The 21,405-nt window shown below is 43.3% G+C and carries 15 protein-coding genes; 8 read left to right on the forward strand and 7 right to left on the reverse strand.

Translation table 11 applies throughout. The annotated features are described in order from the left end of the window. Window positions 1-36 precede the first annotated feature (36 nt). From OC193_RS10485 to OC193_RS10505, 5 genes are all read right to left on the reverse strand, one after another. On the reverse strand, window positions 37-2,883 hold the full coding sequence (locus OC193_RS10485; RefSeq protein ID WP_048666458.1) for an ImpA family metalloprotease: 2,847 nt from the start codon (window positions 2,881-2,883) through the stop codon (window positions 37-39). A 227-nt stretch (window positions 2,884-3,110) separates the two neighbouring features. Further along, complete coding sequence (locus OC193_RS10490) at window positions 3,111-3,788, reverse strand: ABC transporter permease (RefSeq protein ID WP_048664666.1); 678 nt, start codon at window positions 3,786-3,788, stop codon at window positions 3,111-3,113. Window positions 3,789-3,790: 2 nt separating this feature from the next. Next, window positions 3,791-4,531 (reverse strand): ABC transporter permease, encoded by a 741-nt coding sequence (locus tag OC193_RS10495; RefSeq protein ID WP_048659692.1) that lies wholly within the window; start codon window positions 4,529-4,531, stop codon window positions 3,791-3,793. A gap of 79 nt (window positions 4,532-4,610) precedes the next feature. Continuing rightward, window positions 4,611-5,381: an ABC transporter substrate-binding protein gene (locus OC193_RS10500; RefSeq protein WP_048659693.1), complete on the reverse strand. Its 771-nt coding sequence runs from the start codon at window positions 5,379-5,381 to the stop codon at window positions 4,611-4,613. 136 nt (window positions 5,382-5,517) lie between these two features. Continuing rightward, entirely contained in the window at window positions 5,518-6,288 is a 771-nt protein-coding gene (locus tag OC193_RS10505) for an ABC transporter ATP-binding protein (RefSeq protein WP_004736532.1), read from the reverse strand. 800 nt (window positions 6,289-7,088) lie between these two features. Here OC193_RS10505 and OC193_RS10510 point away from each other — a divergent pair. From OC193_RS10510 to OC193_RS10530, 5 genes are all read left to right on the forward strand, one after another. After that, window positions 7,089-8,630, forward strand: coding sequence for a DUF3360 family protein (locus OC193_RS10510; RefSeq protein ID WP_048664665.1), 1,542 nt, complete (start codon window positions 7,089-7,091; stop codon window positions 8,628-8,630). Between the two features lie 307 nt (window positions 8,631-8,937). Beyond that, window positions 8,938-11,214: a formate C-acetyltransferase gene (gene pflB, locus OC193_RS10515; protein ID WP_048659694.1), complete on the forward strand. Its 2,277-nt coding sequence runs from the start codon at window positions 8,938-8,940 to the stop codon at window positions 11,212-11,214. A gap of 201 nt (window positions 11,215-11,415) precedes the next feature. Then, on the forward strand, window positions 11,416-12,417 hold the full coding sequence (locus OC193_RS10520; RefSeq protein WP_048664664.1) for a lipid A deacylase LpxR family protein: 1,002 nt from the start codon (window positions 11,416-11,418) through the stop codon (window positions 12,415-12,417). A gap of 164 nt (window positions 12,418-12,581) precedes the next feature. Next, window positions 12,582-13,322 (forward strand): pyruvate formate lyase 1-activating protein, encoded by a 741-nt coding sequence (pflA, locus tag OC193_RS10525; protein ID WP_017631242.1) that lies wholly within the window; start codon window positions 12,582-12,584, stop codon window positions 13,320-13,322. 221 nt (window positions 13,323-13,543) lie between these two features. Then, entirely contained in the window at window positions 13,544-14,044 is a 501-nt protein-coding gene (locus OC193_RS10530; protein WP_017631241.1) for a YfbU family protein, read from the forward strand. A gap of 95 nt (window positions 14,045-14,139) precedes the next feature. On the opposite strand, the gene OC193_RS10535 is transcribed toward OC193_RS10530, so the two are convergent. Further along, complete coding sequence (locus OC193_RS10535; protein WP_132957276.1) at window positions 14,140-14,853, reverse strand: MipA/OmpV family protein; 714 nt, start codon at window positions 14,851-14,853, stop codon at window positions 14,140-14,142. A 396-nt stretch (window positions 14,854-15,249) separates the two neighbouring features. Here OC193_RS10535 and OC193_RS10540 point away from each other — a divergent pair, with 396 nt between their 5' ends. From OC193_RS10540 to OC193_RS10550, 3 genes are all read left to right on the forward strand, one after another. Further along, on the forward strand, window positions 15,250-17,184 hold the full coding sequence (locus tag OC193_RS10540; protein ID WP_048659697.1) for a PrkA family serine protein kinase: 1,935 nt from the start codon (window positions 15,250-15,252) through the stop codon (window positions 17,182-17,184). 120 nt (window positions 17,185-17,304) lie between these two features. Beyond that, window positions 17,305-18,576: a YeaH/YhbH family protein gene (locus OC193_RS10545; protein ID WP_048664662.1), complete on the forward strand. Its 1,272-nt coding sequence runs from the start codon at window positions 17,305-17,307 to the stop codon at window positions 18,574-18,576. Between the two features lie 11 nt (window positions 18,577-18,587). Beyond that, a complete protein-coding gene (locus OC193_RS10550; protein ID WP_048659699.1) occupies window positions 18,588-20,150 on the forward strand; it encodes a SpoVR family protein in 1,563 nt (520 codons plus the stop codon). Between the two features lie 144 nt (window positions 20,151-20,294). Here OC193_RS10550 and sohB read toward each other — a convergent pair whose 3' ends face one another. Then, the gene (sohB, locus tag OC193_RS10555) at window positions 20,295-21,362 is read right to left on the reverse strand and encodes a protease SohB (protein WP_048664661.1); all 1,068 of its coding nucleotides are present in this window, start codon (window positions 21,360-21,362) and stop codon (window positions 20,295-20,297) included. Window positions 21,363-21,405: the final 43 nt, after the last annotated feature.

Below are 21,405 nucleotides of genomic sequence, written 5' to 3' on the forward strand. Positions count from 1 at the left end.
CTTTTATCGGTTAATCATATAGGTGATATTGATCCATTAAAGTGGCCAAACAGCACTTCCATCCACATCCACTGGATACTTCGCAAAGTCATCCAAGCAATAGCCAGTATTCTCAGATGCAAAATACTTGAGAGGCATAGTCGTTAAATTCAAGCTTTCAACTTGCTGTTTCGCCTTATTCTCAAAGCTAAAGCCCCACATATCCAAGTACGCTCGCATATCTCGTTGAGTGACATAGCTCATCGCGATCAATTGCCAATCATCACTAGAAATAGCTTTTGCCTCTTCTAAAGTGTAATCAGAGAAACCGATTGAGCCTCGATTTGCACTCCATAGTTCTTCTGATTTTGTCAAACGATTAAACTCTCGCTCTATCGTATGCAAACGTCCCAGTAAGTGCCAACCCGTTGTCAAAATCCCCTGCTCTTGCGACAACATCATCATCTGAATATAAATTCGTGCACCCCAACTCCAATTCGCTTGGTTCTGAGTAGCCATATAAGCATTCGGGTCGATTTCCAAACGACTCTGTTTAAGTATTTCGAATTGACCTTTGAAGTCTAAACCTTGGCAAGCAGATACCTTTCCCGTCTCTTGGTAATAACGAGACTTACTGTAATAGGAGTAGTAGTTCGTCGTAGAGTGACCTTCCCAACCAGAGAAACGAAAGCGACTCTTCTCAAGCCCATGCCCTAATTCATGTAAATCACCATGCCCTAGAGGATCAAAAGACCAATAAGCATCGTAAGGGTTTCCTGAACAACCGTAACCACAGTTCGCTTGGTCGGCGTTCATATGCTTCACAATATCAATGGTTTCAACCTGCCAACCCTGATTTTTTGCGTATTGCTGAATTTCATCAATGACATCAATTCCAGGGCCTTCAAAACCAGCAAGCGCATGAGGTAAGTTATGAACGTAACGCTCTGTTGCTAATGCCATATCTTGTGGCTTATCCCATCGCGCAGGGCTTACTGAATCCTGCATTTTTTCTAGCTTTGAGTGAACTTCAAATCCCGGAGTAATCAGTTCGGCCCAATCAAAGTTTCCTTCCTCAAGCTGTGCAACAAAACTGTCGTTGTCTGCCTCACTGCGCCAAACGGGGTGTTGCGCGACATTTTCAAAACGCAGCTCCACATCAATATCATTGGTATCAAAATGAACCTGTAATGTTCCACCATAGGCTGACGTGAGATAAATCGTCTCTCCCGGTTTCACTGGATAAGTTACCGAGGTTAAAAATTTCGGCCGAGCGTAACCGTCATTGCCTGAAAACTCGTGTGTTGCGCCGCTACGCAATGTATTAAATGCGATAGACGTAGACACTTCGTTACTATCTAAGCGAGTCACCTTAATTGTCTTACCCGGCAAGGCATATACACCAGCGGATCGGAAGTTTCTTTTAGACTCCAAGGCAATGGTTTTGGTGACGAGCGGAACGTTCTCAAAACTCTTGGTACTGAAATTACCTAGACTTGGTTGCGCCGCATTATACACGCGACTGTTGTATACCGCGTAATCACTGTAATAAGAGCGAAGAAAATCAATTCTCTCTGTCACGCCCTTACCCAATGGGTACTGAACATCTTGACGATAATGATCAGCAAGTAGCAGTAACAGCTTTTCATATTCGTAATCATCCGTTGTAAACAGATCCACTTTCTTACTATCAAGCGATGTTAGATGGGAACGAATACTGTTTGCGGCAATATAGAACTCTTCATCCATATTGGATTCATCAGGGCAAGATTTGTCATCACAAGTATTCAGGTCAACAGTAAAACTGTCGTCTTTCAATCTCTGTAAAAGTGCTTGTTGTTGAAAAATGTTATCCGGAACCTGATTAATAAGCTGTGTAGAATCCCAATTAGACAGGCCGAGTTTGCGCCAATAGTTATCACCAACGTAAGTCATGTTCATTTCAGCAAACAAGGCATTACCTAAGTCCGTCATACCGCCATCAAGATGTAGATATAACACTGGAATATTTTTGGTGAACGCCAAACGTAACCCTGAAATCACATCTTCAATGTCATCACCATCATTTAACTTTTGAGACAAAACTAGCAAGTCAGGGTTATTGGCTTCAATACATTGACTTAATTTACTACCATCACAAGTATTGTCAGCGTTGATAACCATAGAAGCATTAACATTGTCGGTTAACCAGTTTCGTGTCGCTTGATCATCAGGAAAATAATGAGACTGATCAAGCTGAGCTAACACAACATTTTGTGGCGAGTCAGTACTAGAAGTCCACCTAACTAAGTTCTTCAACCAAGTATCCATCTCTTCGTTGACAGAATCAGGAAAGCGCTGCTTAGTTCGAAACGGGTTACTTGCTAATGCTGCATAGCGGTTGTCGTCTGACGTATAACCCGCAATACCAATGACAAGCTCTTGGTTGGCATAGCCATCTTGCATCGCTTTATTGGTTTTTAAGATGACATCGTTAAAGCCATAGGTAGGTAAGATGATTGCCGTGTCATGCGTTGGATCCCAATGAAGATTACGTAGAGGTTCCCCTTCAGAGTTTTGGGATAAAGCTTGCTTAATATGATTGTAGTCCTCGTTGTATTGAGCAACTAATGCTTGGCTTGCCTCAATAAACTCCAAGGAATTATCAACATAAGAAGCATTACCAGTCGACAAGGCTTTTTGAACTGCGGTTTGCGGAATTGGGTTTATATCTGGCTCACCGCTTCCATCACCGTCATTACCTCCAGAACCTCCAGAACCTCCAGAACCTCCAGAACCTCCAGAACCTCCAGAACCTCCAGAACCAGTTTGGGCACTTTCACCGCCACTACCACCTCCGCACCCTAAAAGTGATAACGTGATAACACAAAGAACCAAGTTCGCTAGTAAGTTACTCTTTTTCATCATTATTCCGTACAACAACAAAATCTTTCCGAGTCTATCTATAGTTAAGTCTAAAGCAATTATTCTAATGAATGCGTGAACGCAATTTGAAGCAAGTTAACTGTTTTTAAAAATCTATAGTTAGTATTGACGAGTCTCTGCCCAAACCATGACTGTGTTACCTTTTCGATACAAAAAACGGCGCTATAGAAGCGCCGTTTTATTAATATGATTTGTACAGGGTGCGATTAACTAAGAGGCCTTAGGTAAGCAAGGAAACGTTTCTCTGCGAATTTGAAAATCGCGATGATGATAAACGTGAGCGCCATGTAAAACAGACCTGCCGTTAGGAAAGATTCAAATGGAGCGTAATAACGTGAGTTAACCAAACGAGCTGCACCAGTTAGATCCATAATGGTTACGATACCTGCTACCGCAGAGCCGTGAAGCATGAAAATGACTTCATTACTGTAAGCTGGCAGTGCGCGACGTAAAGCACTTGGTAAAATGATACGACGGTAAGTCTTCGGTGTACTCATGCCGTATGCTTTTGCAGCTTCCACTTCACCTTTCGGTAACCCGTTGATCGCACCACGAATGATCTCTGCAGTATAAGCTGACGTGTTAAGAATGAATGCCACTAAAGCACAGAACCATGCGTTTTCCCACAATGTGTCTTTCACTGGGAAAAACTGATCCATACCGTAGTAAATCAGGTACAACTGAACCAATAATGGTGTGCCACGGAAGAAATAGATGAACGACCAAGCTGGAGCATTAATCATCATATTTGGACTGTTACGAGCGATAGCTAACGGTATGGCTACGAATAAGCCAATGACCAAAGCGACACAAACCATCCAAGCCGTTGTCCATAAACCACCAAGGTAAATCGGCAGGCTTTCAATTATCAATGAAAAGTCCATAACTACCTCGCGTGGATACTGAATTTACGTTCAACCAACTTTAGTAAGCCTGTCGAAACACTGGTGAAGAATAAGAAGATCAGCGCCACCGTCATGTAGAAGGTAAATGGCATTTTGGTTGAACCTGCCGCTAATGCGCTAACGCGGACCATGTCTTCTAGGCCGATAATCGAAACCAACGCAGTCGTCTTAAGCAGAACCAACCAGTTATTACCAAAGCCCGGCAGTGCGTGACGAATCATTTGCGGTAATAGAATACGACGAAACGCTAAAACGGGTCCCATGCCATAGGCCTTTGCGGCTTCCATTTCACCGCTATCAACAGCCATGATTGCACCACGGAAGGTTTCAGCCATGTAAGCGCCAAAGATGAAGCCAATGGTTAAGACACCAGCAATGAATGGGCTGACATCAATATAATCTGGTAAGTAAGAGGTCCATTCGTGGTTAGGATCACTTGAGGTGAACCACTCATTGAGCCACTCATTGATGGAATACAAACTGTTGTTTAAAAGGATTTGTCCACCAAAGAAAATCAGCATCATCAAGACGAGATCAGGAATGCCTCGAATAACAGTTGTATAGAGGGTTGCAATAGCACGAGCCCAGCGATAAGGCGCTAGTTTTGCTAAGGCACCTAGCATACCAAGAACCATAGCTAAAATTAGCGACAGCAAGGCAACTTCGATTGTAAGCACCGCCCCTTTCAGGATCGAAGCTTCATATCCTTGTAAATCAAACATAATGAATTCCAACAGAACTGCGAAAAAGTTGGTAAGACAGGGAGAGGAGAACCTCTCCCTTAAGAAGTGACGCTAGAAATTACTGACCGTATACGTCGTAGTTGAAGTATTTAGCAGCGATATCTTGGTAGATGCCTTTCTCACGTAGTGAAAGAATTGCAGCATCTAATTGCTTAGTCAGATCTTTGTCTTGCTTACGTAGAGCAATACCAAAACCTTCACCGAACCACTTAGGATCTGTTAGTGATGGACCAACAAACTCGTAAGCTTCACCACCAGCTTTGTTTAGTACGCCTTCTTCTAGAGCAGATGCATCACCCAGTACAGCAGCAACACGACCGTTAGCTAGATCAAGATAAGCTTCATCGAATGAACCGTAACGAACGATTTCTACTGTGTCACCATAGTTGTCTGTTAGATATTTATCGTGAGTTGTTGCACGTTGAACCGCAATTTTTTGACCGCTTAGATCATCGAAGTTAAGACCTGCACCTTTTTTAGCAATGAACTTGTTTGGGATAAGTGCGTATTTGCCAGTGAAATCGATCTTTTTCTTACGCTCTTCCGTGATAGACATTGCCGCGATGATCGCATCATATTTACGAGCAAGTAGAGAAGGGATAATGCCATCCCAGTCTTGTGCAACGATCTTACACTTCACCTGCATTTCAGTACAAAGTGCGTTAGCCATATCGACATCGAAGCCTTTTAGTGAACCGTCAGCTTCTGTCCAGCTAAATGGAGGGTAAGCACCTTCAATACCGAAACGTACTGTTTTCCATTCTTTTGCTTGAGCTACGCCCGTTGCAGCAGTTGCAGCAAGTGCCGCGACTAATAACCACTTTTTCATATCCCTACTCCTGTGATTTAGGTTTTTATGTTTTGCTAATTTTAATATTGTGTTTGTTGTTACTTATTAACTTACTTGTTGTGTTTCATTGTTAACACTGTCGCCATTTACCTTAGCAACAGCATTTCAATTCTGATTAGTAAATCGATGAGATAAATTGTTGTAATCGCTCAGATTCAGGCTCAGTAAACAGTTTAGCTGGATCGCCCTGTTCTTCCACTAAGCCTTGATGCAGGAACATCACATGGTTTGATACGTCACGAGCAAAAGCCATTTCATGTGTTACCACAAGCATGGTTCTTCCTTCTTCTGCTAGATCACGCATTACACCAAGTACTTCCCCTACTAACTCAGGGTCAAGTGCCGATGTTGGTTCATCAAACAGCATCACCTCAGGATCAACCGCTAACGCTCGAGCAATTGCCGCACGTTGTTGTTGTCCACCTGATAAATGACCTGGGTAGTAATCTTTACGCTCATACAGGCCTACTTTTTTAAGTAGTAGTTCTGCATTTTCAATCGCTTGAGCTTTAGGTACACCTAAGACGTGAACAGGCGCTTCGATAACATTTTCGAGAACGGTCAGGTGAGACCAAAGATTGAAGCCTTGAAAAACCATCGCTAAGCGAGAACGGATTCGCTGTACTTGTTTTTCATTAGCAGGAACAGATACACCTTGGCGGTTGTTTTTCATTTGAATTAATTCGCCATTAACCCAAATCTCGCCTGCGGTTGGTGTCTCTAAAAGGTTGATACATCTAAGGAAAGTACTTTTACCCGACCCTGAAGATCCGATAATCGATACAACATCGCCTTTATGCGCAGAAAGTGAAATTCCTTTTAAAACTTCATTTTGACCAAACGTTTTGTGTAGATCCTTTATGTCCAGCGCTGGTACATCTTTCATGCGCTTTCTCTCCCAAGTTTGTGAAAATGCAAGGTACTCCGACCTTTTCATGCGATACAAACTAGCACCACACGAAAAAACATGCAACAAATTATTAACCTAATAAATTGGAATAAATAGCGATTCACTCTGACTTATTATGCAAAAGGTAGCGTTTTCGCCTCAATTTAATGAATGAGTTCTATCAATAAGCTGTAATTACACCCCTTACATTGTTTAAATAAAGTTAACCAAAATGAGATTCTCGTAGCTTGATGTCTCACAAGAAAAACAGGTTTTGTGAACTTAGAAACATCGCGACCCACAAAATATAGCGCGAACATTCAGCACACTACCCTCACCATAATGCACAATTATTTTAAGGTTATTACATTGTAAGTATTTTACTCAGAGCGTGGGGCAAGCGAGTAATAGTGAGATAACTCAGTAAACATAAAGCATTCAGCCAATGCCATAGCGGTAAAGGCTCGGAGAAGATAAGAAAACGTCAGTTTGTGAAAACTAATTACACGATTCATCAATGGAAAGTTAATGAATCGCTGCGTTTTGTAGCTTTCTTTCACATACACTCATAAAGTGATCAAGATCAATCACCCTAAAGGGTAAGCTTGTTAGACTCCTCAGCAAAGAATAAGGCATTAAAAATGCCAAACATTTCTTTTAACTTAGCTGCATAAAGCACATCAAGACCGTGCAACATAATGTTAATGAGTTATAACTAAGAAATAACGCAATTACGCAATTACGCGAACTTATAGAATTCAATTTTAGAATTACTAACATAAAAATATGAGGAATCTATGTCAGACGTTGTGAACAATGCGAACTCTGAAGTAGAAGAGAAAAGCTATAAAGAGCTACACCGCCCTGCTTCTGAATTTGAGAGCCGCTCAGATTATCTAGATCATGAGCTTCAAATCATGAAGCCTCGCCGCTTCGGTTTAAACCTTCCTGGTCGTGACTTCCGCTTTGAACTTGAAGACCTTGTTCCTGCACTTGCTGGTACCATTGGTATCATCGCGATGTACTCAGCAGTAATGATGTCTTGGGCTGATGGCCTAACTCAAGCTTGGGATCACGTAAACTTAGGTAAAGAGTTTGCGATTGAAGTCGCTCGTGTAGAAATGCTTATCCCTGCACTGCTGTTCTGTATCCTTGCTTCTGGTTTCTTTAACCCTAAAGCAAACCTTGCCGGTAACCACGGCCCAATGATTCCTCTTATTGGTACCATTGCTTTAGCTGGTGCTCACCCTCTTGCATTGGCAATTCTTATTGGTGTTTTCGGTCTAATCCTAAGTTTCCTGAAAGGCGGCTCCAAGCTGGTTAACCTAACTTCGGAAGGTACCGCTGGTGGCTTGCTCATTTTCTTAGGCCTAACGGGCACCATGAGCCAAATTAACTCAATTCAAACATGGGCGGTTGGTCTTCAATCTTCTACTGTTGAAGCGGGCAGTATGGGTTACGTTGGTTTAATTGTTCTTGCTATTACTATTGCTATCTACGCTTTCTTAGCAAAAGTAAACAAGCGTTGGTTGGCTATCCCAGTGTGTGCATTCACAGGTCTTGCTATTGCATTAGCACTAGGTGCAGGTTTCGATATCGTGTTCGAAACTGAAATGGGTATTCCAAACCTAAACCCAGTTTACTGGTGGGGTTCTACTTCTGAAGGTTGGATGCTTGGCTTGCCAAACGTTGAACACTTCATCGCTTCTCTACCATTCGCAATTCTTGCAGTAGCGATGTGGTCACCTGACTTCCTAGGTCACCGTATCTTCCAAGAACTGAACTACCCTAAAAAGTCTGAAAAAGTACTTATGGATGTAGATGACACAATGACTATGTGTTCAGTTCGTCAAATGGTGGGTACTGCGGTTGGTGGTGGTAACATCACATCTTCTTGGGGTACTTACATGATCCCAGCAGCTATCGCGAAACGTCCAATTCCTGGCGGCGCAATCTTGCTTGGTTCTCTATGTATTATTGTTGCGATTCTTGGCTTCCCAATGGACGTTGCGGTATGGCCACCAGTGATGCGTGTCGCGCTACTTGTAGGTGTATCTCTACCTCTACTTGAAGCGGGTATGCAAATGGTTAAGGATTCAAAAGATTCTCAAGCGGCTGGTATCTGTATCTTCGGTTCTGCGGTTGTTAACCCAGTACTAGCATGGGCACTGACTATGCTTCTTGATAACAACGGCCTGATTGGTGATAAAGAGCGTGCGAAGCGTCTATCATTTGTAGACAAGATTGTTATCCCAGTTGGTGTTTTAGTTATCTGTCTAGTAGCAATGCTTGCAGTTGGTATGCTAGAAAGCCAATATGGTCTAAAAGCTTGGCTATAATGGTCCTTACTACACAAAAGTAGTAATCGGATTAAAAAAAAGTTTGGGTGGCAACCCCTGTCACTCAAATTTTTTCAACTTTTTTTGGCATTTATTGATTTAGTTTAAGGTTTGCAGGAATTTTTTAGCGTAGTCTTGAATTCATAGAGTAAAGACAACATATAAAAAGTAGTGACAATATATATAACCATATGACGCTTATATGCTCATATATATTGTTATTAATAAGAGTGTACTACCCTTACGAGGGGCGCTGGCTCAACAGTGTTAATGTACGTATTTTTTCTACTAAAAAGGTAGGTATGTCATGGCAGAGCAATTTGCTAAAGCTTGGGAAGATTTTGCTGCAGGTGAGTGGCAAAGCGAAGTAAACGTTCGTGATTTCATTCAAAAGAACTACACGCCGTATGAAGGCGACGAGTCTTTCCTAGTTTCTGAGGGTACTGAAGCAACTAACAAGCTTTGGTCTTCGGTAATGGAAGGTATCAAACAGGAAAACGCAACTAAAGCACCTGTAGATTTCGATACTTCTGTTATCTCTACCATTACTGCTCACGATGCAGGTTACATTGAGAAAGATCTTGAGACTATCGTTGGTCTACAAACTGAGAAGCCACTAAAACGTGCAATCATCCCTAACGGTGGTGTACGTATGGTTGAAGGTTCTTGTAAAGCATACGGTGAAACTCTTGACCCAATGGTTTCAAAAATCTACTCAGAATACCGCAAAACACACAATGCTGGCGTTTTCGATATCTACACTCCTGATATCCTAAAATGTCGTAAGTCTGGTGTTCTGACTGGTCTTCCTGATGCTTACGGCCGTGGTCGTATCATTGGTGACTACCGTCGTGTTGCACTTTACGGTATTGATTTCCTAATGAAAGACAAGCAAGCTCAATTTGCTTCTCTTCAAGAGCAATTCGAAAACGGTGAAAACCTAGCAGAAACAATGCAACTGCGTGAAGAGATCTCTGAGCAACACCGTGCTCTAGGTCAAATCAAGCAAATGGCTGAGAAATACGGGTTCGATATCTCTGAGCCAGCTCAAACTGCTCAAGAAGCTATCCAGTGGACTTACTTCGGCTACCTAGCTGCTGTTAAGTCTCAAAACGGTGCTGCAATGTCTCTAGGCCGTACTTCGAGCTTCCTAGACATCTACATCGAGCGTGATATCGCTGCTGGCAAGATCACTGAAGAACAAGCACAAGAAATGATCGACCACTTCGTAATGAAGCTGCGTATGGTTCGTTTCCTACGTACTCCTGAGTACGATGAGCTGTTCTCTGGCGACCCAATCTGGGCAACAGAGTCTATGGGTGGTATGGGTATCGACGGTCGTACGCTAGTAACGCGTTCGAACTTCCGTTTCCTAAACTCTCTATACACTATGGGTCCTTCTCCAGAGCCAAACATCACTGTTCTTTGGTCTGAGCAACTACCTGACGGCTTCAAGCGTTTCTGTGCGAAGGTATCTATCGATACTTCTTCTATCCAGTACGAAAATGATGACCTAATGCGTCCTGACCTAGAGTCTGATGATTACGCTATCGCTTGTTGTGTATCTCCAATGATCGTTGGTAAGCAAATGCAGTTCTTCGGTGCTCGTGCTAACCTTGCGAAAACAATGCTTTACGCAATCAACGGCGGTGTGGACGAGAAACTTAAGATGCAAGTTGGTCCTGTTTCAGACAAGATCACTGACGAAGTTCTTAACTACGATGACGTAATGGGTCGCCTAGACACATTCATGGACTGGTTAGCTAAGCAATACGTGACTGCACTAAACAGCATTCACTACATGCACGACAAGTACAGCTACGAAGCGTCTCTAATGGCTCTTCATGACCGTGACGTTCGTCGTACTATGGCTTGTGGTATCGCTGGTCTTTCTGTTGCTGCTGACTCACTGTCTGCAATTAAGTTTGCTAAAGTGAAGCCAATCCGTGACGAAGACGGTATCGCAACTGACTTCGAAATCGAAGGCGATTACCCTAAATACGGTAACAACGACTCTCGTGTAGATGATATTGCTTGTGAACTAGTTTCTACGTTCATGAACAAGATCCGTAAGCTTAAGACTTACCGTAACTCTATCCCTACACAGTCAGTTCTTACTATCACGTCTAACGTTGTATACGGTAAGAAAACTGGTAACACTCCAGACGGTCGTCGTGCTGGCGCTCCTTTCGCTCCTGGTGCAAACCCAATGCACGGTCGCGATGAGAAAGGTGCTGTAGCTTCACTAACGTCTGTAGGTAAACTACCGTTTGCTGACGCACAAGATGGTATCTCTTACACGTTCTCTATCGTGCCAAACGCACTAGGTAAAGAACTTGATAGCCAACGTGCTAACCTTGCAGGCCTAATGGATGGTTACTTCCACCACGAAGCTGGCATTGAAGGTGGTCAACACCTTAACGTTAACGTTCTTAACCGCGACACTCTAGAAGACGCAGTTAAGCACCCTGAGAAATACCCTCAGCTAACAATCCGTGTATCTGGTTACGCTGTTCGCTTTAACTCTCTAACTGCAGAGCAACAAGCTGACGTAATCGCACGTACATTTACTGAGTCTCTATAAGCTCACCGCTTAATAGACAGTAAATAATATTAGCCTCGCCAATGTGCGGGGCTTTTTTATATCAGTTGTAAATCGCACAAGCTTAACCCATCCCTCGAAGTGTTAGATTGAGCAAAAAAGCACCCTGCCATTCACTTTTTTTCCACAAATTCTGTCAAATTACGGTAATATCGCGGTTCATAATTTAAGAGTAACTGCTCCATGAAATACCTGCGTTGTTTACCCCTGATTCTTCTCTCTTTCTCATCTTTAGCATCTGAGCGTTCGACGCTGACTTTTGCTTTAGATAATGATGGTATTTTTGGTGTCGACCAAGACTATACCAACGGCTTATTTCTGGGTTACACATCATCAAGTATTACGCCATACAACTGGGTAAAACCACTGAGCCTTTCTTACTGGGGCGCAAGCTCTCTAGATAAGTGGGAAATCACGATTGGCCACAAAATGTATACGCCTTCAGATATTGAGTTGGAAACACCATCTGCCAATGATCGTCCGTATGCAGGTTACCTACACACAGAATTCAACTACATCAGCTTGAATCCACAGCAAGCTCAGCGTTTTAACATCACGTTTGGTACAACAGGCGAACGTGCATTGTCTGAAGATGCTCAAAAACTGGTTCACTCAATCACAAAATCAGATGAGCCTATGGGTTGGGAATATCAAGTTGATGATGAGTGGGCGGGCAGCGTTGGTTACCTAAGCCATTTCAACTTAATGCGTAATCAAGCTCTAGCGAATACTGACTACGAAATCTCTAACGTTTCAGAAATCAACGTGGGTAACTTTAGAAGTGATATCTCGACTGGTTTTATGTTCCGTTGGGGTACGGACTTGGGCGGTAACTTTGGTGCAGCCAACATCACCACAGAAAACCCATTCAAACCTGGCATGATCGGCGCATCAAACGCTGGTTGGTTTACCTATGCAGGCCTTGAAGGTCGTTACCGATTCAACGACCTAACAATTGAAGGCGATCGCTCAGGTGTTGATGAGTACGCTCATAAAAACAACGAAGATCCCGCTATCTACGATGTGACTTTAGAGAATATTCAAGCGACTGCTGTATTGGGTGTCGCTTGGTATAACCGATACGTTGGTGCCTCTTTCGCACTAACAGCAAAAACACCAGATTACGAAGAAGCAAAAGAGTCAGTGTACACCACTGGCGGTATCACAATGTTTGCTTTCTTCTAGCCACCAGTAAGAGCTTTCGTCCTTCAATGTTCAAGTTTTATAAGGGCAATCATCTTCACAGGTGATTGCCCTTGTTTTTAAAGACCTCGTTACCATTTGACCCTATTTTATGTACCGTTTTTGTAATAAAATAAAGGGTATAAATTCCTCTACGAGAATAGCTCATGTCTACAACTGGTCGCATTCACTCATTCGAATCTTGTGGTACTGTCGATGGCCCTGGTATCCGCTTTATTGTGTTTCTTCAAGGCTGCTTAATGCGCTGTATGTACTGCCACAATCGCGATACATGGGATCTTCATGACGGAAAGGAAGTAACGGTTGAAGAGATCATCAACGAAGCAAAATCATACCGTCATTTCATGAAAGCTTCTGGCGGTGGTATCACCTGTTCAGGTGGCGAAGCGATGCTACAACCTGAGTTTGTTCGTGACTTTTTCCGTGCAGCTCAAGCTGAAGGCATTCACACTTGTCTTGATACTAATGGCTACATTCGTAAGCACACAGAAGTGGTTGATGAAGTACTTGAAGCCTCTGATCTAGTGATGCTTGATCTTAAGCACATGCGAGACGAGATTCACCACGATTTCATTGGTGTATCAAACCGACGTACTCTCGATTTTGCACGCTACCTGCACAAAATCGGTAAGAAAACTTGGATTCGCTATGTGATTGTTCCTGGCTACACAGATACAGCTGAAGATGCGCATCTTCTTGGTGAATTCATTAAAGACATGGACAACATCGAGAAAGTAGAACTGCTTCCATACCACAAGCTTGGTGCTCACAAATGGGAAGCGCTGGGTCATGACTACCCACTTGATGGTGTTAACCCGCCAAGTAAAGAAAAAATGGATGAGATTGTCGCTGTTCTTAGTCAGTACCATTCAAACGTAAAATACTAATACCGACGGTTTTCCAAGCCTGTTTCAAACGCCTCAATTTCGATTGGGGCGTTTTCTTTTTCGAGCCAAACAATCCTTTCACTTTTCTTTACAACTTTTGTTTATCAATTCAAAAAATCATATTAAATCCGTGTTGAGATCATGTTTCCACTCGTAGGAATGCTGTTACTCTTACTGCAACAAAAGAATACAACATTTAGTTTTTTAGTGAGGCTCCTCCCATGGAAATGACCAATGCTCAGCGTCTAATTCTATCAAATCAATACTACCTAATGTCTCAAATGGATCCTGAGAACTCCGCTAAATATCAACGCCTACAAACGATTGTAGAGCGCGGTTACGAACTCCAAATGCGTGAGCTTAACAAAGAGTTTGGTTGTTTGACTGAAGCAGAATGTCGCGAAATTATCGACATCATGGAGATGTACCATGCAATGCAAGAGTCAAACAAAATGCTAGCAGAACAAGAGCGCGCTGAAGTTGATCAACGCCGTCTGCAGTTCTTAGGTTTTGATATCGCTTCTGAAGCGCAAATCGTACACTACGTGCGTTTCCTTGTTGACTCTGAAGGTCTTTACCCTCAATTCGACAAAGCGGATCACCACTTCAATAGCCAAATGCCAATGCTAGACAAATACCGTCGCATGCTAACAACGTGGCGCAACTGCCCTCGTCAATACCACCTATGTGCGACAGAGCTGTCTCAAATCTTCAGTGCTTAATGTGTGAAAAAATAAGCCTTAATTTGGCTTATAAAGTTTCAAATAAAAAGGGTTACTCACATGAGTAACCCTTTTTTGTATTCGCTTCTTTTTAACTAGAAAACGTAAGCAACACCAACGTTTGCCGCCATATTGATCCCGCTTTCCAGGATAGGGCTTTTCTCGATATCACCTTCTAGATTGGTGTAACGAACACCGCCAGTCACTCGAACATTCGGCGTTACATGTAAGTAGCCACCTAAACCAATAAAGTACTGCCCGTCCCAATCTGCATCGAACTCATTCAAGTTCGTTCTCGACGCTTCTGCCGAGCTCACACCAAACAAGTGGTTGTTCAAGCGTTCACTGTTATAAGCGTAACCAATAGATGGAGTAATCGCCCAACCATTTCGGCGAATAGGTAGGCGCCATGCCGCTTCTGCGTAAATACCGTTGTGTTTAAAGCCTAAATCCGACCCCGCCGTCGCTTCAAACATACCCACCATAGTGATCACTTGATAGCTTACGCCACCCAATACTGAAGCTTCACGCTCATCTAATTTTTGAATATCCACGTTATCAGAATCACCCGGCTTTAATGTTCTTGAATCGTACACCGCTCGAAAAACGATGTTTTGCGGTGAACCCGCAGGAAATAAACGATAGCCAGCACTGAAACCACGCATGAAAAAGTGCTCGCCTTCATAACCAATCATTGGAATAACTGCGCGGTTTGACGGCGTATCTTTATAAACGGCAGGAGAGTAGGAAGCAGCCACACCCAATGACCATTGTGATATTTTTGCGTGTGTAGCGGTCGCCATGAGCATTGTCGTTCCAACAAAGGCGATTTTTAACCTGAGACTCTTCACTATTTCTACCTATTTTTTAAGCGATTTTTGATAACGCCGCGCATTATATGGTATTTCATTCCAAAAAATCAATAATGCTTCGTTATACATCCAACACACATAAATCCACGGCAAGAATTGGAAAGCCTCCTAAAATCACAAAACAAACCGTCGATACCCCATGAATGTAAAATAATTCGATTCCTCTCGGCTCAAGTTGCCCATTGCTTTCGTTAGCCATTCAACACACAAAATTGTAAATAAATACATAATTGTTAAGCAAAATTGTCGAAGCGGGTCTAACCTTAAAATGTAGGGAGAGCCTATTTTTCAATCGCTCGTCAGTTTTGACTGGTTAACAAGGGGAATGTGACTATGAGTATTTTTGACCACTATCAATCACGTTATGAAGCAGCCAAGGAAGAAGAGCTGACATTGCAAGAGTTCTTAGCGCTGTGTAAAGACGATAAAAGTGCTTACGCGAATGCTGCCGAGCGCTTATTACTAGCCATTGGCGAACCTGAGGTCATTGACACCGCTCAAGACCCTCAACTGAGTCGTATTTTCTCGAACCGTGTCATCTCACGCTACAGCGAATTTAAAGATTTCTACGGCATGGAAGATGCGATTGAACAGATTGTGTCTTACTTAAAACATGCTGCACAAGGTTTAGAAGAACGTAAACAAATCCTTTACCTACTTGGCCCTGTGGGCGGTGGTAAATCATCTCTTGCTGAAAAACTCAAAGCCCTGATGCAGAAACTACCAATCTATGTATTGTCTGCTGACGGTGAACGAAGCCCAGTAAACGATCACCCATTCTGTCTATTCGATGTTAACGAAGACGGTGACTTATTGAAGAACGAATATGGCATTGAGAAACGCTATCTTCGCTCAATTATGTCTCCGTGGGCAGCAAAACGTCTGCACGATTTTGGCGGTGATATTTCCAAATTCAAAGTCATCAAACTGCGCCCTTCGATTCTCGATCAAGTAGCGATCGCTAAAACAGAGCCTGGTGATGAAAACAACCAAGATATTTCGTCTCTGGTTGGTAAGGTGGATATTCGTAAACTTGAGCACTTCTCTCAAGATGATCCTGATGCCTACAGCTACTCTGGTGCGCTATGTAAAGCCAACCAAGGTGTGATGGAATTCGTGGAGATGTTTAAAGCGCCAATCAAGGTATTACACCCACTACTAACGGCAACACAAGAAGGTAACTTCAACGGTACCGAAGGGCTTTCTGCACTGCCATTTGACGGTATGATTCTGGCTCACTCGAACGAATCTGAGTGGCAGACCTTCCGTAACAACAAAAACAACGAAGCCTTCCTCGACCGTGTGTACATTGTAAAAGTCCCTTACTGTTTACGCGTCTCTGAAGAAGTCAAGATCTACAAGAAGCTGCTTGAACACAGTGAGCTATCCAAAGCCCCTTGTTCACCAAGCACGCTCGACCTGCTATCGCAATTCAGCATCCTATCGAGACTGAAAGAACCTGAAAACTCTTCTCTGTTCTCAAAAATGCGGGTTTACGATGGTGAGACTCTAAAAGACACAGATCCAAAAGCGAAGAGCTACCAAGAGTACCGAGACTACGCAGGCGTTGACGAAGGTATGTCTGGGCTATCGACACGTTTCGCCTTTAAGATCCTGTCTCGCGTGTTTAACTTCGACCAAGCCGAAGTGGCCGCCAACCCAGTGCACCTGTTCTACGTTATTGAGCAGCAAATCGAACGTGAGCAGTTCCCTCAAGAAACCGCCGAGAAGTATCTAGAGTTCTTGAAAGGATACCTAGTACCACGCTACGTAGAGTTCATCGGTAAAGAGATTCAAACCGCTTACCTAGAGTCTTACTCTGAGTACGGTCAAAATATCTTCGACCGCTACGTGACTTACGCTGACTTCTGGATTCAAGACCAAGAGTACCGCGATCCAGAAACAGGCCAGCTATTTGACCGCGCTTCTCTGAATGGTGAACTTGAGAAAATAGAGAAAACAGCCGGTATCAGTAACCCTAAAGACTTCCGAAATGAGATTGTGAACTTTGTGCTTCGTGCCAAAGCCAACAATAACGGTCAAAACCCTGTGTGGACGAGCTACGAGAAACTGCGCACTGTGATTGAGAAGAAAATGTTCTCTAACACAGAAGAGCTACTTCCTGTTATCTCATTCAACGCTAAGACCTCAACGGATGATCAGAAAAAACACGACGACTTCGTTGCTCGTATGATGGAAAAAGGCTACACCGAGAAACAAGTTAGACTGCTATCTGAGTGGTATCTAAGAGTTCGTAAATCCTCATAAACCAAACTGTATTGAGCTGCTCACGTGAGCAGCTCGTACAAAGCAATAACTCTTATATCCTAATAACTCTTATACCCTAATAAAAAGTAGGATCGTGACATCAGCTGAGAGGGAGTTCTTATGGCACAATTTATCGATCGGAGGCTCAATGGCAAGAATAAGAGTGCTGTAAATAGACAGCGATTCTTACGACGCCATAAAGAGCAAATCAAAGAATCTGTGGCCGATGCAGTCAACCGACGCTCAATCACCAATACTGAAACGGGTGAAGACGTCACTATTCCCCATAAAGACATCAAAGAGCCGAACTTTCACCAAGGTCAAGGCGGCGTCAGAGAGCGCGTTCACCCAGGTAATGATCAGTTCATCACGGGTGATAAAATTGAGCGCCCTAAAGGTGGCGGTCAAGGTGGTGGTTCAGGCCAAGGTGATGCAAGTCCTGATGGCGAAGGCCAAGATGAATTTACCTTCCAAATTTCAAAAGATGAGTATCTTGATATTCTCTTTGAAGATTTAGCTCTGCCTAATCTAGAGAAGAATCAGGTCAACAAAATCACCGAATGGAAAACCCACCGTTCTGGTTATCAAAGTGCGGGGATTCCATCCAACATCGCTATTGTTCGTTCACTGCAGCAATCGCTAGCTCGTAGAACCGCGATGACAGCAGGTAAAAAGCGCGAGCTTAACCTACTGATGGAGCAACTTGACCAAGTTAAAATGACGGAACCGGCACAACCCTTCGAAGAGAGTCGCTTGAAAGAAGAGATTGCCGAGCTACGTAAAAAAATTGAAAACGTGCCATTCATTGATACCTTCGACTTACGTTTTAAAAACTATGAGAAGCGCCCTATTCCATCTAGCCAAGCGGTAATGTTCTGTTTGATGGATGTGTCAGGCTCAATGGATCAAGCCACCAAAGACATCGCAAAACGTTTCTACGTACTGCTTTATTTGTTCCTCAATCGTACCTACGAAAACGTCGATGTGGTGTTTATTCGTCACCATACTCAAGCAAAAGAAGTCGACGAGCATGAGTTCTTCTACTCACAAGAAACGGGCGGCACCATCGTTTCTAGTGCACTGAAATTAATGAAAGAAATTGTCGCAGACCGTTATCCAGCTAATGAGTGGAATATCTATGCGGCACAAGCTTCTGATGGTGATAACTGGGCTGACGACTCACCTCGTTGTAAAGAGCTGTTGGTCAATACGCTTCTACCAACTTGTCAGTATTACTCTTATATCGAAATCACACGCCGCTCTCACCAAACGCTTTGGCACGAGTATGAGAAGTTAGAAGCAAGCTTCGACAACTTCGCAATGAAAAACATTAAAACGGTGGATGATATTTTTCCTGTGTTTAGAGAACTGTTCCAGAAAGAGACAGCGTAAGGGAGTTTGCCATGACAGCGAAATCAAACGTTGCAGAGAAAGACAAAGCTGCAAAAAAGAAAAACAACAAGATGCTGCCTGATGGTCCAGATTGGACATTCAATCTCTTGGAACAATATCACGTCGAAATTAAGCGTGTGGCGCAGCATTACCGTTTAGATACTTACCAGAACCAAATTGAAGTGATCACTTCAGAGCAGATGATGGATGCATACTCAAGCATTGGTATGCCTATCAATTACAACCACTGGTCATTTGGTAAGAAATTCATTCAAACTGAGCAAAACTATAAGCATGGTCAGATGGGCTTAGCATACGAAATTGTGATCAATTCAGACCCTTGTATCGCTTATCTGATGGAAGAGAACACGGTCACGATGCAGGCACTGGTAATGGCGCACGCTTGTTACGGCCACAACTCTTTCTTTAAAGGCAACTACCTGTTCCAGACCTGGACAGACGCTAGTTCTATCATCGATTACTTACTGTTCGCTAAGAAGTACATTAGTGGTTGTGAAGAGAAGTATGGCGTCGCTGAGGTCGAGCAACTCCTTGATTCTTGCCATGCATTAATGAATTACGGCGTAGACCGATACAAACGTCCTGAGAAGATTTCCATTGCCGAAGAAACCGCAAGGCAGGAAGAGCGAGAGGCTTATCTGCAATCTCAAGTCAACGAGCTATGGAGAACTGTGCCAAAAAATCAAGACAAGGAAAAAGAGACCAAAATCCGCTTTCCTAGCGAACCTCAAGAGAACATTCTCTACTTTATCGAGAAGAATGCACCACTACTTGAACCTTGGCAGCGTGAGTGTGTTCGTATTGTTCGCAAGGTGAGCCAATACTTCTATCCTCAGAAACAAACACAAGTGATGAATGAAGGTTGGGCTACCTTCTGGCACTACACCATTCTCAACCACCTTTACGACGAAGGTTTGGTGAGTGACAAGTTCATCTTAGAGTTCCTGCACAGCCATACTAGTGTGGTCGCACAACCTGCTTACAATAGCCCTTACTTCAGCGGGATAAACCCTTACGCACTCGGCTTCGCGATGTTTAGAGACATACGACGCATCTGTGAAGAGCCAACCGATGAAGACCGAGAGTGGTTCCCAGACCTGGCCGGAAGTGATTGGTTAGAAGCGGTGCATTTTGCGATGCACAATTTCAAAGATGAAAGCTTTATCAGCCAATACCTTTCTCCAAAGATCATTCGAGACTTTAAGCTGTTCTCAGTGCTCGACGACGACCGTAAAAACACCATTGAGGTAAGTGCTATTCATGATGACCCGGGCTATCGCCTGATTCGTGAAAAGCTTGCGGCTCAATACAACCTAAGTAATCTTGAACCTAATATTCAGGTGTTTAACGTCGATGTTCGTGGTGATCGTTCAATGACACTACAGTATGTGCCTCATGACCGTATCCCGCTTGACAAAGGCTACGATGAAGTGATGAAGCATCTCTATCGCTTGTGGGGCTTTGACGTAATTCTTGAGGAACTCAAAGACACGGGGCATCGAGAAATTCTAACCACTTGTCCGAAACGCAATGATTATGGAGCCAAGATTTAATATCCATCATAGTAAGTAGATAATGGGTAGAAAACTCCGCTCCCCCTACAACATAGTGGTCACCCGCTCGGAAGTGGAGCAATAAAAAAGCGCATAAGTCATCAGACTTATGCGCTTTCTTTTCAAGGCTCGAACTAAATAAGCTTAAACAATCGGCTTTTGGCCGCGTTCAATCAGCTTCATCAGCACGCTGTCTGCAGATTTACCAGCAACGCCTGCAAGCTTGTCTGACAGCTTTTTCTTCTGTACGTAGTGAATCGCTAGAACCGTCTTGTCTTTGCATGCTTCTACAACTAGGTCATCAGAAGTACGGATCTCATCCACCAGCCCAAGTTCATGTGCTTGCGTACCAAACCAGTGCTCACCCGTTGCAACCTTATCAAGGTCTAGCGCTGGACGATGGTCACGAATGAAGTCTTTGAATAGACCATGTGTCTCTTCTAGCTCTTCTTTAAACTTCTCACGCGCTTTATCGCTGTTCTCACCAAACATGGTTAGCGTGCGTTTGTACTCACCTGCTGTTAACTGTTCAAACTCAATATCATGCTTTTTAAGCAGTTTATTGAAGTTGGGCAATTGAGCGATAACACCAATAGAGCCAACAATAGAGAAAGGTGCCGACACAATTTTGTCTGCGATACATGCCATCATGTAACCACCACTTGCTGCTACTTTGTCTACCGAGATAGTCAGAGGCAAGCCTGCTGCTTTAATACGATCAAGTTGAGAAGATGCCAAACCATAGCCGTGAACCATGCCACCGCCAGATTCAAGCTTAAGCAATACTTCATCGCCTTCACGAGCAACAGCCAGAACCGCCGTTACCTCTTCACGTAATGAAGCTACTTCTTTCGCATCAATGCTGCCGTTAAAATCAAGAACGAATAGATGTGGTTCACGCTTGCTATCAAGCTCACCCTCTTTCGCTGCTTTCTTCACTTCTTTACCGCGTGATTTTACTTTCTCTTTTTCCGCTTTCTTTTCTGCTTTATCACGGGCTTTGATGAAAGCATCATCGTGTAGATGGTGCTCTAGTTGTTCAATCGTCTGTTTATGGTGTTCAGATAGGTTCGTGATTTCCAGCTCACCTTTAATTGCGTTTGATTTCCCACCCACAGATTTAGCAATCACTAAAATTGCAATGATGGCGATTACAACGGTCGCAATCTTGGCTAAAAACAAGCCGTAGTCCAACAAAAATTCCAATGTCATATCCCCTATTGTATGAATTAGTGTATTGTAACCATCTTGTCAC

The sequence above is a fragment of the Vibrio crassostreae genome, assembly GCF_024347415.1.
GTDB lineage: Bacteria > Pseudomonadota > Gammaproteobacteria > Enterobacterales > Vibrionaceae > Vibrio > Vibrio crassostreae.

What these genes read in the sequence shown, in the direction of transcription:
- OC193_RS10485 (WP_048666458.1), bottom strand. Translation starts at nt 2,883, where the DNA reads ATGAAAAAGAGTAACTTACTAGCGAACTTGGTTCTTTGTGTTATCACG.
- OC193_RS10490 (WP_048664666.1), bottom strand. Translation starts at nt 3,788, where the DNA reads ATGGACTTTTCATTGATAATTGAAAGCCTGCCGATTTACCTTGGTGGT.
- OC193_RS10495 (WP_048659692.1), bottom strand. Translation starts at nt 4,531, where the DNA reads ATGTTTGATTTACAAGGATATGAAGCTTCGATCCTGAAAGGGGCGGTG.
- OC193_RS10500 (WP_048659693.1), bottom strand. Translation starts at nt 5,381, where the DNA reads ATGAAAAAGTGGTTATTAGTCGCGGCACTTGCTGCAACTGCTGCAACG.
- OC193_RS10505 (WP_004736532.1), bottom strand. Translation starts at nt 6,288, where the DNA reads ATGAAAGATGTACCAGCGCTGGACATAAAGGATCTACACAAAACGTTT.
- OC193_RS10510 (WP_048664665.1), top strand. Translation starts at nt 7,089, where the DNA reads ATGTCAGACGTTGTGAACAATGCGAACTCTGAAGTAGAAGAGAAAAGC.
- pflB (WP_048659694.1), top strand. Translation starts at nt 8,938, where the DNA reads ATGGCAGAGCAATTTGCTAAAGCTTGGGAAGATTTTGCTGCAGGTGAG.
- OC193_RS10520 (WP_048664664.1), top strand. Translation starts at nt 11,416, where the DNA reads ATGAAATACCTGCGTTGTTTACCCCTGATTCTTCTCTCTTTCTCATCT.
- pflA (WP_017631242.1), top strand. Translation starts at nt 12,582, where the DNA reads ATGTCTACAACTGGTCGCATTCACTCATTCGAATCTTGTGGTACTGTC.
- OC193_RS10530 (WP_017631241.1), top strand. Translation starts at nt 13,544, where the DNA reads ATGGAAATGACCAATGCTCAGCGTCTAATTCTATCAAATCAATACTAC.
- OC193_RS10535 (WP_132957276.1), bottom strand. Translation starts at nt 14,853, where the DNA reads ATGCTCATGGCGACCGCTACACACGCAAAAATATCACAATGGTCATTG.
- OC193_RS10540 (WP_048659697.1), top strand. Translation starts at nt 15,250, where the DNA reads ATGAGTATTTTTGACCACTATCAATCACGTTATGAAGCAGCCAAGGAA.
- OC193_RS10545 (WP_048664662.1), top strand. Translation starts at nt 17,305, where the DNA reads ATGGCACAATTTATCGATCGGAGGCTCAATGGCAAGAATAAGAGTGCT.
- OC193_RS10550 (WP_048659699.1), top strand. Translation starts at nt 18,588, where the DNA reads ATGACAGCGAAATCAAACGTTGCAGAGAAAGACAAAGCTGCAAAAAAG.
- sohB (WP_048664661.1), bottom strand. Translation starts at nt 21,362, where the DNA reads ATGACATTGGAATTTTTGTTGGACTACGGCTTGTTTTTAGCCAAGATT.